Below are 18,370 nucleotides of genomic sequence, written 5' to 3' on the forward strand. Positions count from 1 at the left end.
TAATAGTTGGGAAACTGCGGGAGTGTGGCTCATGCGAAGCTGTCTGTCAGCGCAGAAAGAGGCTTGACCAGGAATTCATGGCAGAAGTCCTTTCGCGTCAAGCCTCCTTATCTTAACCTCCATAAACTGCAGTTTTTATGAAGGGTATCTATAGTTTGGCTTATTTCCTTGCTTTTTATACTTGTGAATGAACAACTGTCGGAAAACACGCCATAGAAAGGAGCATATTTGATATGCAGCTAGACATTAATGAAATTCAGGAGATTATCCCCCACCGCCCTCCGTTTTTGCTTGTTGACCGTATTTTGGAGGTAGAGCCTGGAGTACGGGCGGTCGGTCTGAAAAACGTGACGATGAACGAACCTTATTTTGTGGGCCACTTCCCGGGATATCCCGTTATGCCGGGCGTTCTGATTGTGGAGGCACTGGCTCAAGTCGGGTCGGTGGCTATGCTTATGGTGGAAGCGAACAAGGGCAAGATCGGCTTCTTCGCAGGTATTGACGGCTTTCGCTTCCGCGACCAGGTGAAACCGGGAGACACACTGACCCTGGAAGTGGAAATTACCCGATTGAAAGGGCCGATTGGCAAGGGCAAGGCAACGGCCACAGTGGCAGGGAAAGTCGTGGCGGAAGGCGAGCTCATGTTCGCTCTGCAAAATCCGTCTTAATCAAGGACTTGGATAGATAATTGAAGGGGTGGAATGGATGACACAGTTGACGTTGGAACAAGCGATGGCCAGATTCGAGGAATGGATGAACGATCCGCTTATTGACGATGCTACAAAAGAGGAATTGCGCGGTATCGCCGGACAAGAAAAAGAAATCGTCGATCGTTTCTATCGCGAGTTGGCATTCGGCACAGGTGGTCTGCGAGGGGTGATGGGAGCGGGGACGAACCGCTTGAATGCTTATACAGTGGGCAAGGCTACGCAAGGCTTGGCGGATTGGCTGCTGGCTCGCGGTGGCGTCGGCTCGAAGCCGCTGTCGGTCGTCATTGCCCATGATTCGCGCAATCTGTCGCCGGAGTTCGCTTTGGATACGGCATTGGTGCTCGCAGGCAACGGCATTCGCGCTTGCTTGTTCCATTCGCTTCGGCCGACGCCGCAGCTCTCCTATGCGGTGCGCGCCTTGCAAGCGGACGGCGGCATTGTCATCACTGCCAGTCATAATCCTCCGGAGTATAACGGCTACAAGGTATACGGTTCCGACGGTTGCCAGCTTGTGCCGGAAGACGCGAACGGCGTCATTGCCGCAATTGGCGCGGTGGCGGGATTGGATCAAGTGAAGCGAATGAATCGCGAGTCGGCGGAGCAGCAGGGGCTGCATATATGGCTGGACGAGTCTGCCGATCGCGACTACGTTGAGACGGTAGCGGCGCAGAGTCTGAATAGTGATCTGATTGGCAGCGACGCATTGAAAGACTTCCATGTCGTATTCACTCCACTGCACGGGTCAGGCAATATGCCGGTCAGAGAGGTGCTGAAGGCAGTCGGCTTCCATCATGTACATATTGTAGAAGAGCAAGAACAGCCTGATGGTTATTTCAGCACGGTGAAGTCACCCAACCCAGAGGAGCGCGAAGCATTCGCGATGGCTATCGATCTGGCCAAGGAAGTGAATGCCGACATTATTATCGGAACCGATCCCGACGCCGATCGCATGGGAGCGGTCGCGCGCAATCGGGATGGAGAATATATTCCCTTATCCGGCAACCAATCCGGCGCTATCATCGTCCATTATTTGTTGAGCCAGCTCCAGGAGCGGGGCGCACTGCCTGACAACGGTGTAGTCATCAAGACGATCGTAACCAGCGAGATGGGCGGCGACATCGCCCGCGCTTACGGCGCGGACGTAGAGAATACGCTGACCGGCTTCAAGTATATCGGCGAGAAGATGACCCGCTACGAGAAGACAGGCGAGAAGTCGTTCTTGTTCGGCTACGAAGAAAGCTACGGCTACTTGACGGGCACTTATGCTCGCGATAAAGACGCAGTTGTTGCGGCTATGCTCATATGCGAAGCGGCGGCTTACTACAGCAGCAAGGGCAAGACGCTGCACGATGTGCTGCATGAGCTGTATGAACGGTTCGGCTTCTATATGGAGGCGCTGGAGTCCCGCACGTTGAAGGGGATTGACGGCATCGCCCAGATTGGCTCCATTATGGAAGATTGGCGGACTGGAGCGCCGACCGAGATTAACGGCGTGAAGGTGAAGGAAATGCAGGATTATGCAGGCGGATTGAACGGCCTTCGTCCGGAGAACGTGCTGAAGTTCATGCTGGAGGACGGCTCCTGGTTCTGTCTGCGTCCTTCCGGTACGGAGCCCAAGATTAAAGTTTACTTTGCAGTGAAGAGAGAGTCCGCAGAAGCATCCGCAGAAGCGATGCAGCAGCTCAAGGCTGCCGTCATGTCGCGGGTGGACGGTATCTCATAAGCGGCGGCCGCCATCAGGCGGCTATTGCCGTTCATGCACGAAGAACGGAGGAAATGAAGTGTTGAATCGTTGGCATCAGTGGAATCGGCAAGCGAAGTTATGGCTCTCGATTGTTACGCTGATTGGCGTTATTGCGGCGTTGCCGCTGGGTGTCCAGAGAATGACAATGGAGAAGTCCGCCCAGAATGTGGAATACGTATTCGATTACCGGGACATTGTAGAAGCGTCTGATCTGCAGCCGCGCCCTCGGCAATTCGTAGAGGATCGCTTGAGAATGCTCAAGGAAGCGGGAGTGACCTCCATGGCGGTCTATGAGAGCTCACTCAAGGAATTGATGCAAGCTGGAAGACTGACTTACTACAATGAGAAAGAAGCCGCACTGCTGCAAGGCAAGCTTGCGGACGAGCGCTCACATAACACGTACATCCTGTTCAGCGGACAACGGGAAGCGGAGCAGATCGGTCCCGTTGTTAGAGATGCCTTCGACCGGATGGGCGTATCTCACCGCGAGTGGTTATTCGATGGACGCGAGGGGCTTATTGTCGAAGAATCGACAGCGGCAGCCGGACTGAAGACGATGGACTTCGATCCCATGGCGCTTGAAGCGATTCATGAAGCGGGATTCCATATCGTTGCGAGGTTCTCCGACCGTGTCGTGCCGTATGACCCGGAGCGGACGGAAGAGCAGCTGGCGCGTCTTCATGAGTATGGTGTTACTCGTCTTCTGTTCGATGGGGAGAAGGTGAAGGGGTTCAGCGATCAGACGGCTAGCAAGAGTCTCGATCACTTCGCGTCGCTGCTGAACAAGTATGAGATCGGCCTGACGACGATTGAGAATTTGAAGCGTCCGCAGCAAGGTCTTAATAAATTGGCTTATTTAACGAACTATAATATAGCAAGGCTATATTCGCTGTCGCCGGAGGATAGCATCGAGATGACGCAGGAAGGCGTGGTGGACCGCTTCCTGCTGGCGGCGAAGGATCGGAACATTCGGATGTTCTTCCTGAATGCGATGACGCTCGGCAATGCGGATACCGGAACGCTGGATCAATCGGTGGACAAGCTGGCGGAGATTATGATCGGCGAGCGCGGCGTGGTGCAGACGCTGGCTGACAATGGCTTCCCGGCTGGACCTGCTCAGCCGTTCCACTATGAGAAGCCTGCGTGGGAGAAGCCTGTGCGCGGCCTGGCGGCGCTCGGCGCTGTCGCAATTATTGCACTGCTGATTGGCGCCTATCTGCCCGCTCTGCTCATCCCCGTGTTCGGAATCGGACTTGTGGGATCGGCAGGCTTGTATGTGCTGAACAGCTCTCTTATGGAGCAAGCGCTGGCGCTCGGCGCTGCTGTCAGTGCGCCTACGCTGGGATTGATTTGGGTAATGAACCGTATATACGCTCGGACGATCGGCGAACGTCGCATGGTTGGCGGCGAGGACTGGACAATTAGCGGAAGCGCCGAAGAGCCGCGCGGGACCAGGTGGATTTTCCCCGATATGCCGATCGGTAAGCGCATCGGTCTGGCCTTGAACTGGTTTCTAGTCGCGACATGCATATCGCTGTGCGCGGTGCCGCTAGTCTTCGGCCTGTTGAACAATATTACGTACAGCCTGGTGCTGGAGCAGTTCCGTGGTGTGAGCGTGCTTCATCTGGCGCCGATATTCCTGATCGCCGTTTATGTGTTTCTCTATGAGGGTAGTAGTACGAAAGGCGTGCTGAAGCGGGCGACGGCCCTATTGTCTCAACCGATCACGGTTATGTGGGTATTGCTAGCTGCCGTTCTTGGCGCGGTGGGCTTCTACTATTTGTCCCGAACGGGCAATGCCGGACAGGTGTCCCAGATTGAGCTGCTGATCCGCGGTTGGCTGGAATCGACATTCGGCGTTCGTCCGCGCTTCAAGGAATTTGTGCTGGGTCATCCGCCTCTGCTGCTGGGCTTGTTCCTGGCGTTGCGCTACCGGGCTGGCTGGCTGCTTATCATTATAGGCGCGGTAGGCCAGCTGACGATGGTTGGCACGTTCACGCATATTCATTCCCCGCTTGAGATGTCCATTGCGCGCACACTGCTTGGACTGGGCGGAGGCTTGCTGATTGGATTTATTCTTATCGTTGTATGGATCGCACTGGAAGGGGCATGGCGCAGATGGGCTTGGCCAATGATTCAGAAGTATTCCGCATCGTAATATCGGGCTACTACGGCTTTCGCAATAGCGGTGACGAAGCGGTACTGCGGTCGATTCTGCTGGCGCTGGAGGCGGAAGGCGCCGTTCAGGGGGTCCGAATCGCGCCGATCGTGCTGAGCATCGATCCCGCCTGGACGAAGGCGATGTACGGCGTGGAGTCTGTGCATCGGATGCGTCCGGCGGAGGTGCTGCGGGCGATGCGCGGCAGCGACGGCCTCATTAGCGGCGGCGGAAGCTTGCTGCAGGATGCCACGAGCGCGAAGACGATTCCGTATTATGCCGGAATCATGAAGCTTGCCCAGCTGCTGGGCAAGCCGACATTCGTCTACGCGCAGGGCATCGGCCCGGTGAATCGCCGCTATATGAACCCGCTGATCCGCCATGTGATGCGGCGCAGCAGCTATGTGTCGGTGCGGGACGCCGCATCCGCCGAGCTGCTCTCGGCGATGGGCGTCCCGCAGGACCGGATCGAGGTCGTACCCGATCCGGTGATGGGACTGCCGCTGCCGGAGGGCTCGGCAGCGGAGCGCGGCGCCGCCGAGACGCCGCCGGTCGTCGGCGTCTCGCTGCGCCGCTGGCGCCAGGACGGCGCCGATATGGGGCGCGCCGCCGAGGCGTTGCTGGCGCTGTCACAGCGCAGAGCTGTGCGGCTGCGCTTCCTGCCGTTCCACACCCCGGACGACCGCGAGCTGTCGCAGTCGGTGATGGAACGGCTCCGCGGCAAGCTCGGCGAGGGCAGCTCCGCCGAGCTTGCCGCTCCCGGCGATGACCCGCAGCAGATGCTGCTGGAGGTGAGTCGCTGCGACATGCTGCTAGGCATGCGTCTGCATGCCCTTATCTACGCGGCGAATCAATCCGTTCCGATGCTGGGACTATCCTACGATCCCAAGATCGATCAGTTCCTGCAGCGGATCGGACTGTCGCCGATCGGCACGACGGAGTCGCTTGATGCGGAACGATTCGCCGATGCCGCCTGCGCCTTGTTGGACGACCCTGTCGGTTGGCGCGATGCACATGGGACGAAGATTAGGCGATTAATCGAGCAATCTCAACAACCTGCGCAACAAATTGTGTCCAAGTTGCGTCATAATAGATCGAGGTGATTTCCCTCATGTCGAAAGAGATTCCAACAGTATCCATATTCGGCGTGCCGTTCTCCAAGATGAATATGGAGGAGACGGTCGGCTATATAACAACAAGAATTCAAGAGGGGAGCCAGACGCATGTCATTACCGCTAATCCTATCATGGTGATGGCGGCGGTGGACAATCCCCAATTCGCAACTGTGCTGAATAGCGCCGATATTGTCGTGCCGGATGGAGCTGGCGTCGTATGGGCGGCCAACTATTGCGGCAATCCCGTCGCCGAGCGCGTCACCGGCTTCGATATGATGCACCGGCTGCTGGAGCAAGCGGAGAAGCATAAGTGGAAGGTGTATCTGCTGGGCACGTCGGACGAGATCATCGGCGCTGCGGCGGAGAAGCTTCAGTTGCAGTACCCGCAGGCAACCATCGTCGGTTACCGCAATGGCTTCTTCGCCCCATCCCAGGATGAAGAAATTGTGGAGGAGATTCGGTCGCTATCGCCTCATCTGCTGTTCATTGCGCGCGGCATGGATAAGGAAGAGTGGAACGTCCGATTCAAGGAGAAGCTTGGCGTACCATTCATAATGGGGGTGGGAGGCAGCTTCGATGTCGTATCCGGCAAGCTTAAGCGAGCTCCGATGCTTGTGCAGAAGCTGCGAATCGAATGGCTCTACAGACTGCTTCAAGAGCCGTCTCGATACAAAAGGATGCTTGCGCTGCCGAAATTCGTCATGAAAGTGATCCGCGAGCGAGAAAACGTGACAAAAACTCGTCCTTAACGGGGAAAACTGCCTCTTTTCCATGAAAATAGGTTGAAAATGGGGTTGGAAATTGTTCATGCAACAGAGTATAATTCTCTCGGTAGCAAACGTTGCTAATGTCCGTCCTTGCGGATGGGCATAAGAACACGTGACGCAGAGAAGGATAAGCAGAGACCACCAGCTTGCGGAAGCGCGTAACGAATGATGGTGAAATCATGCTGCTTATGTTTAGGAAAAAGGAGAGTTGTTCATACATGCCAACAGGCCTTTTGCTTTATTCCATTGGATTTGTAGCTGCACTCATACTGGCGCTTGTCATGACGCCTCTAATCAAAAAGCTGGCATTCAAAGTAGGGGCTATCGATAAGCCGAACCATCGCAAAGTTCATACGCGCGTTATGCCAAGGCTGGGCGGTCTTGCGATATACATCGCTTTCGTGGGCGCGTTCCTGATCCTGCAGCCGTTCATTCCGGAAGGGCTGCTAAGACCCTGGGATATCGATATGATTAACGCCTTGCTAGTAGGCGGCACGATCATCATTATTCTGGGGGCGCTCGACGATCGGTTCGAACTATCAGCCAAGGTGAAATTTCTCGGCCAGCTGCTGGCGGCGTGCGTCGTCGTCTTCGGCTTCGACATTCACATTAATCTGGTCAATGTGCCGTTCGGCGAGACGATGCAGCCGATCGCGGAGTGGATCGGTATTCCGCTCACACTGCTCTGGATTGTCGGCGTAACGAATGCCATCAATCTGATTGACGGCCTGGACGGTCTGGCGGCTGGTGTATCCGGCATCGCGATCGCGACGATTGCAGTCATGGCCGCCTTCATGGGCTATCAGCCCGTTATTCTGCTCAGCACATTGCTGCTTGGGGGCATAATCGGTTTCCTTGTATTCAACTTCCATCCGGCGAAGATCTTCATGGGCGACTCGGGCTCGCTATTCCTGGGATTCAGCCTGGCGACTCTGTCCATGCTGGGCTTCAAGCAAGTGACAATCGTATCCTTCGTTACGCCGCTGCTGATTATCGGCGTGCCGTTGTCGGATACGTTCTTCGCTATCGTCCGCCGCTGGGTGAACAAGAAGCCGTTGTTCGCGCCGGACAAGGAGCATCTGCATCATCGCCTGCAGGATCTCGGCTTCAGCCATCGCCGTACGGTGCTGATCATATGGGGAGTGGCCGCCATGTTCGGCGTGCTCGCCATCTTCCAATCCGTCGTCGTACAATCAACTGCGGCGAACTGGATCACATTCGCCGTCATCTGTCTGCTCATGTTCTTCCTGCAGATTGGTGCGGAGATAACGGGCATCGTGGATAAGACACGGAGGCCGCTTATCAATTTCCTGGGCCGATTGGGGCTTCGCATTACGAAAGTGAACGCGCAATCGCGCGGCAAGTAATCGTACGAATAACATGCTGCCTCGTATCCTTTCAAGGATACGGGGTTTTTTCTTTTTGTCTTTTCTAATCTGTATAAACATATTCGCGGCTAAGACCGATATAAAGGGTACGGAACTTTTTCGCGGTCGGTGCGTCTGAGAACATGAGAGATGCTGTCGACTTGGGAGGCAAGGGAGGAACGATTATCAGCTTGACTGGTTCACTTACAGCTGTCATGGAGAGATTCGGAGCGACTAGGCATAGAGGAGGAATATCGTTGTGAGAAGAGCTTTAGCCGTACTGTTGACTTTCGTATTAATGATTACATTGCTGCCCGTATACAGCACGCCGCAAACAGCGTCGGCAGCAGGGGCTTATTTTTTGTTCCCTAATGAAAACGACACAAGAGCAAACGCAAGAATTGTATCCTCACGTACGATTCAGTTGCAAGGTACGATTAACGGCGTAGTTGGAAATTCAATCAGTTACAATGTCAAGCAAGTTACAGCTGTCGGCTTGGAAGACGATCTTAATTCAACAGAAGAGATTACAACAGGCATACAAACGACAGGGGATAATAATATTACGGTCAGCAGTGTTATTCTGTTTCCAGGTATGAATAAAATAACGTTCAAAGGAATTGCTGGCGCTTCTACGGTGTCAGAGTCCATTTATATTGAATACCGAGACAGTCCGATGCTGTATGATTTAAAGGTGACATTCGAGAACCGGGATTACGATATGCTGGAGAGTCAGCCTACCATGCTATACTCGACAGCGCCTAATGTTCAGAATGAAGGGTATATCGTCATAACGGGCAAAGCTCCCAATGCGTCGAAGGTTAACGTAGATATTAACGGAAGATCCTATGATTTCAACGTTTCTACTGCGGAGAACAACAATCGATTCAGCACATCGCAGCTGACAATCGATAAAGGGATTAACAACATCACCTTTAAAGTATTCAATGGCGGTCAAATCGTTGAGACGACTCGTCAGGTGGCGTTCTACAATGGCGAAGTCACTTACTATAATATGAAACTCAAGGACTCCGACGATAAAACTACAGAGCTGAAGCCGGGTGTTGATTTCTCAACTGGCAGCGCTGCGGGATTGCAAGTGACGGGAACGGCTATCATTCCATTGCCGCTGCATGACCTGAACAATGACCCGAACGTCACGATCGATTACACGGATGCGGTAGCCTTCCAATCTGCGCTTGAGCAATTACTGGCAGCAGAGGTGCAAGGCGGCACTGGAGAAATAGCGCCGATAGCGGGGTCTGTAACATATGCCCCTGCTGTAATAGAAGCAAATACGAAATTTATTACGGTACAGTTTGCATACAATCTGCCTACCTTGGCTTTCGATGTGAAGAAGCAAATACGGTTTAAAGCGCCGAATCTGACCCAGTTTAACCGTACGGGTTGGACGGACTTCACATTGCGAGATAATAGCAAGGCCTACATACACGATATCAACTACTTGTCGGGATTCGATTCCACGATGACAGAAGACATTGATACCGACAATGTGGAAGCCAATAACGATAGCCGTATCTTAAGTCTGCAGGGAACAGATATTCCCGCGAGCGGTGTTGACGTGTATTCTGTTCCAATGGGGATTGAATTGTTAATCGGCAATTACGATTCCATTACGGGCTCAATTAATGGAGGCTTCGCTAACTTAAAAGGGATTGTTGAACTCGATACGATGCCGACTTCGACATTAGTGTCTTACAAAATGGTGATGTCGCAAGGCAATACGGCCACGCCATTAACACAAGTAGTAACACGAACGGTTAACAACGAGCCAATTTCATTTGTTCGCGTATTTCTCGAGATTCAGAAGCTTCCTAAGTCAGGTACGAATGAATTACTATTTAATTTGCTTCATGCGGACGCGTCTACTGCCGTACATGAGATTATTGCGAGGCTCTTGTATGGCCCTTATATGAAATTCGATACCGTAGTCAACGGTATGGATGTAAAGTTCGATACGGTAAACGAAACGTCAGAAAGCTTATTGAATAAGCTTGGTAATTTGAGCGGTCAATTATTCAATGTTGTCAATGACAGCGAGATACGTTATGAGCCTGTTACGACTCCCTCCCCGTTGAGTCAAACCGTGTTCATGTACGTGAATAATGTAGAAGTTCCGTTAGAGCAAGTAGGGACGTCCAAAATGACATTCCAGCCTAAAGGAATCGGTACCGACGCTGTGAAAGAGCAATTAACAGGTATTTTGAATAAAGCGGGCACCAATACCATTAAATTTGTATTTCGATCGGACAGCAATAACTATGAAGCGACATTGAAATTGAACATTGTGCCAACGAATTTGCCAGTCATTCCGGCACCAGATACCGATGGCATTTATCCGTATATTGGAGTATGGCCGCCTCAGCCGAATGATCCTCGATTTACGAAGTCCGGCACCGTATTTACAACGAAAGAAGCCGATTTTAATGTATACGGAACCTTCGATTTTGTAGATCTTGGCGACGAAACGCAGTTCGAGAATAATTTGACCAATCTTGAAAATCGGAATAACTATATTGTAACTATTAGTTCGCCTAACTGGGCGACAAGTGTGGAATGGGATTTGAACAAGGAGTTCCAGCCTGTTTTTGCCGACCGCACGGATGCCGGCATTGTGCAGAATTCGGGTAATTCGCCTATTACCCCTTTCGCAGATATCAGCTTCTATTATGATGTGGATAAAGAAAGCTTCTTCTTTGATATTAAAGGCCAGAAGATGCCGGAGGACGGCAGCACGATGGTGTATGTCATTTCCGTATTCAATGCAGGGGAGTACGGACCAAGAGCGACATACCGGTTGGAAGTGAATCCGATATCCATTCCTTATTCCATCAAATCTCCAATTAGCGAACAACGAATCACGAATAAAAATTTCGTGGAAGTGATTATTAGCTCGCCTGGGGCGGACTCCATTATTGTGGATAAGGAGATAGCGGAGAAAGTGACATTCCGTGATTACACGTCCAATGGAGAAGTGCTGACAGAGGCATTCCGCGCTGTCGTGAAGGATCTGCGTCCTAATCGTGAGACCGAGATTGATTTCACCATACAACGTGGAGAAGATACGATTGATCAAGTACTAACGGTAAAATACGTACCGACGAATATTCCTGGCGCGCAAATGCTGGAGACGATGTCCAAGAAGCATAAGCTGTTCAATAGCGCATTGGAGCTGGAATTCAGTAAGAGCACACAATTAATAAGACCAGGATATAATGACCCGACCCAACACGCTACTCAGGTGTATAATGGGAACGAAATTCTATTCGCGATTGCGAATCCGGATGACGGAATCGTAGATCGTCATCAGTACGAAGGACAACCGCCGAACTATTCGGCTAACAGCCAAGCGGAGGGCAATCTACACATTGGCTATCGGTTCCAGGATCAAGCCAGACAATTTATTAAAGCAAGTCCGTTATTCTGGATAGATGCGGGTCTTGCAGATGATCCAGATCCGACTTCTGGGGGGTACGATCCCATTACAAGCGGAATCGATCCATTCCCATTCCCTAATCTGGTCGGGAAATATGAAGGCTCGTTCGCCAGCCGCTGGAACCAATTCGGCAGAGAGCTTATTCCGAGCGAACCGGGCGAACTGACGATCACTTACGATTCCAATATCGTGCAGAGCGCCGGGACGACGATTACAGTGTTCCGCTTCGATCCTTTCAACAGCACGTGGGAGAATATTGGCGGCGTTGTGAATGACAAGAAGCGAACCGTTACGGTGCCGTTCACGAAGTTCGGCTACTACGTGGCCGTCAAGCTGACACGCGGCTTCAATGATATTACGGATCATCCATATGCTCGAGAGGCGATGGAAGCCATCTTCTCCAAGGGCATTATGAATGCTGTCGATCCCATCGGTATGTTCGGTGGAGACCGCTACGTCACCCGCGGCGAGTTCACGCGCATGATCGTCAGGGCGATGGATCTGCCGTTGAATTACACAGGCGAGGCGCACTTTACTTACTATCCAGAGACGATTACGAATGCGAACAATGCCAGTGCGATCTATGATTATCGCTATATCGAGACGGCGGCAAGAGCGGGAATCGTCAACGGCAAGCGTCCAGGCTTCTTCGATGAAGATGTCGAGCTGACGCGTCAGGAAGCAGCCACGATAATGGCCAGGGCGCTGCAGCTGAAGCTGGAGACGGATTCCGATAAGGCGAAGAAGGCGCTGGACAAAGTGTTCAAGGATTCCGGCAGCTTCGACTTCTATTCCATCCCTTCGGTAATCGCGATTCAGAAGAAGGGCTTCATCCAGGGCAAGCTCATCAATCCGGATGAACCGAAGGAAGGCTCGGTGTTCGAACCGAGAGCGAGGTTGCTTCGCAGCGACGCAGCCATTATAATGGCAAGAGTCATGAATGATATGAAGAAGCTTCCGCCAATCTACAATTAAGCATAGGCGTTAGCAGGGGTGCGACAGCAGCGGCGATTCCGGTGTTGCCGGCCCCTGTTTTTAACGATTAGATACGGTGTGGGGGGCTTGTACTAGATTCATAGGTGTAACATTATCCATGGAAAAAGTTTTGCATCGACGTGACGCCATGAGACAAGCTATACTAATCAAGGGAAAGTAGGAGAATATCCTTCATGAGAAAATACTTAGAAAATTTTTTCTGAGATAACGCAACTTTTCCTTGCAACCAACGTTTAAATACATGACGTTAGCACAATGCGGCATACATAATGGCTCACAGAGCCGGTCTGGGAATGAAATGGAATGAATTCTCAACTTCCTCTTTACGGTAGGGGTAGCCCATTGTATAATGTTATAGTGATGCGACCAATCTAGCATCTATTCTTTCATGGTTTACGAGTTTCTACTACATGAGCTTACTAAGGGTTAACCATGTACGTAGACATCATTTATACATTAGTGCTCTACTCTGGGAAGGGGGTGAATCGGCTATGGGGGAAACGAGCAATTCATTATCCAAACAAAACTCTCAACAACCGAAGCAATTTAGAGGAGGAGAAAAAAAGGTTATGAAGAAAAGTTTATCTCTGTTAGTTGCGATCTGCATGGTCTTCTCCATGTTCGCAACTGTAGTCTCCGCTGCAGAAACTGAAGTTACTGCAGGCGAATATTTGAACGAGCTTGGCGTCATTCAGGGTAACCAAGAAGGCGATCTGAAAGAAGATCAAACTTGGAAGCGTCAAGACATGGTCGTACTTCTTTCCCGTCTGATGGGTGAAGAAGCTGAAGCGGAAGGTACTGAGAAGTCTCACGGCTTCGAGGACGTAACTGACGCTTACTACGACGGTTACATCTCTTGGGCAGTAGAAAAAGGTCTGGTTAACGGCAAATCCGAAACTAAATTCGGTTTCGGCGATGAGCTGGAAACTCGCGACTTCTTGGCACTGCTGATCCGTGTACTTAATCCAGAAGCGAAATACGAAGAAGTAGAAGAAGATGCGATTGCTTGGGGCTTCGCAACTGAAGATACTGACTTCGACGCTAACGCACTTCGCGGCGAGACTTACACTGGCATCGTAGCTGCTCTGAAAACTGAAGTAGGCGAAAACGGCGAGACTCTGGAAGAAATTCTTGGTCTGGTTGAAGGCCCAGCAGTTGACGCTGAGCAAGCAGGCGTTAAGAAAATCTCCGTAAAGTTCAACAAACCTGTTGACGAGTCCAAAGTGGAGTTCGCTGTTAAAAACGGTGTTTCTGCACGTGACGTAGTAAAAGCTACTTTCTCCGAAGACAAGAAAGCTGCTGAACTTGAACTTTCTTCCAAGCTGCGTGCTGGCAATACTACAGTAACAGTTACTGGCGTTGGTTCTGACGATCTTGTATCTGAGTTCACTGCTGAAGATGAGAAAGTTACTGAAATCAAGTTCACAAGCGACAAGCTGGCTCTTGGTACTGTAACAGGATCTCAAACAAACGAAGCTGACTACTCCAAAGTAAGTGTTGGCTACAAAATCATTAACCAGTTCGAAGAAGATGTAACGAATACAAGCGGCGGTTCGTTGACTTTCCAAGTTGGCAAATCCGGCGTAACTGCATCGCCTAGCAATGGCGTTTTGACGCTGACATCTGGCGGTCAAACAAGCAATTTCTTCTTCGGCGAAACAGTATATGTAAATGCAATTCTGAACATGAGCTCTTATGGTGTAACGGCTTCCCAAACATTCACAGTTGATCGTCAAGCGATGGTTGACAGCGTAGAAATTTTGGAAGTGTATAACCAAGACGGCAAGGAATTGATGACTAATTCTACATTCCCTGACTTCTTTGTTCTAGTTGACGCAAAAGACCAATACGGCAACGCTGTGACACTTGATCAATTCAAATCCGGCGTATTCGCATCTGTTGACAATCCTATGTTGTTCATGATTGACAAAGATCAAGCTGTTGATGGCCAAGGTCCGAACAATGACAAGATTGGTATTCCTTTGACAGCGCCACAGAATGGAACTCTTGTGTTCGAAGGTACAAACACAGTTCGCGTTCAAACATTGTTTGGCGGTAAAGTAGACACGGTTGAGGTTCCAGTTAAAAAGGCTGCTACTTTGACAACTTTCACTCTGGAAGCTCCTGATAAAACTGTATCTGCTGGTCAGACTGTGAAGATTCCTTTCACTGCATACGATCAAAATGGTGAACAGCTGAAGAAGTATAGTGCTCTGAATGGTAAGGTTACCCTTAATGCAACTGCTGGTACTATCAGCATGGAACAAAACTATTCCACTAAAGAAGCTTATATTGAGTGGACTGCTCCAGGCGCAAAAGGATTTGTTGTATTGACTTCTTTTGTAACTGGCACGCCTAACAACTCTCAGCTTCAAATTAACGTTGAAGACGCAGGCGTTGCTGAATCTGTTTCCAAGTTGGATGTTAATAAAACAATGATGGTTGACGCTACTGTGAAAGTAGAGCCTAAACACATCATCGTAAAAGACCAATTTGGACGTGACATGAAGCTTGCTGACTTGCTGGGTACTGGTGGTGTATACAAAGCAGTTGTATCTGCTGCAGACGGTACAGCAAATGTAGTAACTGGCTTCGGTACACTGAATGTAAGTGGCGATTCCCTTACTCTGGTAGCAGCTGATAAAGGTAGCGAGCGTGTTAAAGTTGAATTGATCAAGATTGGAACAGGCGGCGCTGCTGACAAAGTGGTTTCTACACTTGAAAACTTCACATTCAAAGTAGTTGATAGCTCTGCAATCGACTCTTACGAAGTAACTGCTATTGATATGATCAGCAATAAAACAGCTAACCATAACAAAACAGTTGAAGTTAAAGGTAAAATCAGCAACAGTGAGTCTGTAACACTTCCTAAATCTGCTTATACTGTTACCGTTACTGCTCCATTGACTTATGATCAAGGATCGAATAAGATTTCTGCTACTGCTGCAACTGTAGCAGGTTCCACTTATAGCTGGAGTAATGACGGTAAGTTACATGGCACTTTCAATGTTACTATTCTGGCAACAGGCGAAAGCATTGTAAACGACATTACTGTAACTGACGAGGCTTTGGTGCCTAAGACATTCAAACAAAAGGATGCAGGCAGCCTGAAAGCAGCTGATGGAGTAGTTCAAGGGCCATCTGCAAATGTTGCAAGCCTTAGCGATGTATTTGCTACTGTAGAAGTTAAGGATCAATTCGGTGTGGTTATGACTGCAGCTGATCTGGGTCAATTCACTGCTACAGTAACTAATCTTGATAATGTAGCAGGTTCAGACATGGTTGTTAACAACAATGGCGGAACTGTACAAACTGTTACGGTTGCCAATGTTCAAGAAGGTGACAGCTATTCTGTAGTGTTTATCTCCAGATCGAGCGGAGAGAGATACTCAGTTAAAGTTGTAGCTAACAGCTAATTGTAAGTTATATCCAAGAACCTCCCGATTTATCGGGAGGTTCTTTTTTAGCTATTTCACCGCGAACTTGAAACAATTTGGGGATTGGAGCGTCTAATTATGTAACGATACTTTCAAAGGAGAGACGATACATGAAAAGAACGATAAAAGTGTCGGCATCGATTATGATTGCTTCCAGCGTAGCGATATCGACCGTGAATGTACCGCTGGCCTTAGCCGATCAAGCAAAGCCAGCTACGACGCAAGCGCAGACAAACAAGATGACAGCCTTTAAAGGTGCGGATTTTAAAACGTTTAAGCTCTCTTCAAATAGTTATATTAAAATAAAGGATATCTACTTCCAATATAGCAGCAGTCAAAAACGAGTGTTTTATACGTTAACTGTACATAATGGCGACAATACGAGCATCAATTTCATGGATTATTGGGTCGAACTGTATTCAGGTTCAGGTGCTAAATATCCTGTTAAGCAACTGAGTGGTGAGAATAAATCGACGATTGTGTCGGCAAAAACGTCGAGAGACTTTGTATTTTACTCTGATATTAATTCCTCATTGAGCTATTCCGATTTGCTGTTCAAGGTTGTGAAGTGGGACTTCTCCTTGCCGAATTACACGCGAGTCATTGGGCAATCAAAAGTAACAAAATATGCAAATGCTGTACCGCAAAACGCTTATTATGTCGATACGCGAGATAATCACAAAATCAAGACATTTTTGAACTCTGGTTCGAAATTCACGATGGGGGATTACAATCAAATCCAGATTGCATTCCAAATGGAAAACCAGGGGATGTATGAATATGTGCTTCCGGAGTATCAATTTTACTTAAGAACGAGCAAAGGGCTGGTCGTGAAGCTTGCAGCTGAGAAACTGGGAGAACCTAATCTGGCGGCAGGGGAAAAAGCTGCTTATTCCTTGCGCACGTCACTTAAAAAATCGATAGATTTAACAAACTCGCAAATTCTAGTCTCAACGATAGAATCGGAAAGTAAAGTGGAAATGCCGATTGGCATTTACAATATTCGATGGGGCCAACAGAGCGATTTTGTTGTTGATGAAAAAGCTGCGGCAAAGCTTACGGTCAATAGCATTCCTGTAGAGGCTTCCATAGTAAATATTTATAATTATCAAAATGGATCACAAAATGAAATTATTTTGACGACAAGTTGGTTAAATAAAGGGCAGGAAGCTGTTGAACTTCCCGGTTATAAATACGAACTGATGACTGCTGACGGAACCAGATATCCGATATCGGCAGGTGATACGGAATCTGCGTCGCAATTAGTCCCAGGTGTCGAACAAGAGCTAAGTCTGCAAGCTGCTATTCCTGATAAGGTGAAGGAAGGACTAACATTGCTCGTCAAGCAGCCAAAAAGTGAAACGAATTCGTACGAGTATGTCTTAGCTGCCTTTAAACTATCCAAGCTAGAGGAAATGGAAGGTGTAACGAAAAAATCATATAAATCCGATAAAGGATTATATGAGGTCGACATTGAAAAGGTAGAAAGATTGCCGTGGGGGAACCAGGATATTCTCAATATACATGTCGATGTTGAAAATATCGGGAAAGAATATCAAGCTATTCCCCAGTTGAATGCGATCTTGCGCTTGAATGGCCTGCTAATCAACAAAGAGAATGTACAGCTTATTGAGTTAAACAGTGAAGGTATTATCGGACCGCAGAATTCAGCACGTTATGTCATTACAACGAAGGTGCCTTATACGTATCAACTCAGTGAAGTGAGTGTTAATCTGTCTGACCAGGTGAATGACAATTCGAAGCAAACCATCGGTTTGTTCAAATTTGATGAGGTGAACGAATTAGAGGAAGTTGGTCCACTAGACAAGTATAAGATTGATTCTATGGGGAGAAGAGCATCAGTTGACTTCATGAACTATTTCTTGTTCGAGGGCAAAGATAACGATATGTTATATGCCGAGTTCAACTACACGAATGAAGAAACACGTTACAGCACACTTCCAGCACTGAAAGCTTATTTTAAATCAGGAGACGGACAATTCATCGATGCGGAGCTGGCTAACGTAAAGACACGTATCAAGCCGGATGGCAGTGGGATCATTTCGGTCATGGCTCCAGTGCCTAAAACATTCGTAGACGAAGGGGACACCCAATTATTGATTGGTGAAGCCGTTCAAGACGGAAAATACAGTACTGCGGAAGGGACGCCAGACAGCTTCATCTCCGTCAAAGCATTCAACCTGCCGAAGATTGATAATCCGGTGCAAGATGTTTTACATGATCTGAAGCTGGAGCCGTATGAGTTTACTCTTCATAAGCTCAATACGATGTTAATCGATGTGTCTAATGTAAAGCTGCAATTTAACTATACTTTGTTCCAATCTGGAGCTTATGATGTGAATGAACAAGAGAAGAAGCTTTACTTTGAGGTAACGAACGGATCGCATTCATATGGTACTTCAGTCACGATCGAACCTGAATCAGGTGAAGGATTAGAGGTTGGAAGGGATAAAGAGCTCATTGTTCCTATTCAAGGTACACAACTTGCCAACATGATGTACGGTGGGTATAGCGTGAGTATTTATGAAGAGATTGACGGTTATAAGCGCCTGCTTGGAACGAAAAGATATGGTCAATTCCAAATCTCAAATAATTAGG

9 protein-coding genes are annotated in these 18,370 nt (G+C 49.2%); all 9 read left to right on the forward strand.

Annotated elements, in window-relative coordinates; translation table 11 throughout:
* Positions 1 to 224: 224 nt before the first annotated feature.
* The 9 genes from fabZ (at position 225) to ACFQ2I_RS00620 (ending at position 18,369) form a co-directional block, all read left to right on the forward strand.
* Positions 225 to 668: a 3-hydroxyacyl-ACP dehydratase FabZ gene (gene fabZ / locus ACFQ2I_RS00580; protein WP_377561532.1), complete on the forward strand. Its 444-nt coding sequence runs from the start codon at positions 225 to 227 to the stop codon at positions 666 to 668.
* A 37-nt stretch (positions 669 to 705) separates the two neighbouring features.
* The gene (locus ACFQ2I_RS00585) at positions 706 to 2,433 is read left to right on the forward strand and encodes a phospho-sugar mutase (RefSeq protein ID WP_377561497.1); all 1,728 of its coding nucleotides are present in this window, start codon (positions 706 to 708) and stop codon (positions 2,431 to 2,433) included.
* Between the two features lie 58 nt (positions 2,434 to 2,491).
* Positions 2,492 to 4,612, forward strand: coding sequence for a DUF5693 family protein (locus ACFQ2I_RS00590; RefSeq protein WP_377561498.1), 2,121 nt, complete (start codon positions 2,492 to 2,494; stop codon positions 4,610 to 4,612).
* The gene (gene csaB / locus ACFQ2I_RS00595) at positions 4,573 to 5,715 is read left to right on the forward strand and encodes a polysaccharide pyruvyl transferase CsaB (RefSeq protein ID WP_377561499.1); all 1,143 of its coding nucleotides are present in this window, start codon (positions 4,573 to 4,575) and stop codon (positions 5,713 to 5,715) included. The genes ACFQ2I_RS00590 and csaB overlap by 40 nt, the downstream gene beginning before the upstream one ends.
* Before the next feature lie 8 nt (positions 5,716 to 5,723).
* A complete protein-coding gene (locus tag ACFQ2I_RS00600) occupies positions 5,724 to 6,476 on the forward strand; it encodes a WecB/TagA/CpsF family glycosyltransferase (protein WP_377561500.1) in 753 nt (250 codons plus the stop codon).
* A gap of 236 nt (positions 6,477 to 6,712) precedes the next feature.
* Positions 6,713 to 7,861, forward strand: a complete 1,149-nt coding sequence (locus ACFQ2I_RS00605; protein WP_377561501.1) for a glycosyltransferase family 4 protein — start codon at positions 6,713 to 6,715, stop codon at positions 7,859 to 7,861.
* Between the two features lie 259 nt (positions 7,862 to 8,120).
* Positions 8,121 to 12,293 (forward strand): S-layer homology domain-containing protein, encoded by a 4,173-nt coding sequence (locus ACFQ2I_RS00610; RefSeq protein WP_377561503.1) that lies wholly within the window; start codon positions 8,121 to 8,123, stop codon positions 12,291 to 12,293.
* Positions 12,294 to 12,805: 512 nt separating this feature from the next.
* On the forward strand, positions 12,806 to 15,730 hold the full coding sequence (locus tag ACFQ2I_RS00615; RefSeq protein ID WP_377561504.1) for an S-layer homology domain-containing protein: 2,925 nt from the start codon (positions 12,806 to 12,808) through the stop codon (positions 15,728 to 15,730).
* A 131-nt stretch (positions 15,731 to 15,861) separates the two neighbouring features.
* Positions 15,862 to 18,369, forward strand: a complete 2,508-nt coding sequence (locus tag ACFQ2I_RS00620) for a hypothetical protein (RefSeq protein ID WP_377561505.1) — start codon at positions 15,862 to 15,864, stop codon at positions 18,367 to 18,369.
* Position 18,370: the final 1 nt, after the last annotated feature.

The organism is Paenibacillus chungangensis, from assembly GCF_042675905.1.
Classification (GTDB): domain Bacteria; phylum Bacillota; class Bacilli; order Paenibacillales; family Paenibacillaceae; genus Pristimantibacillus; species Pristimantibacillus chungangensis.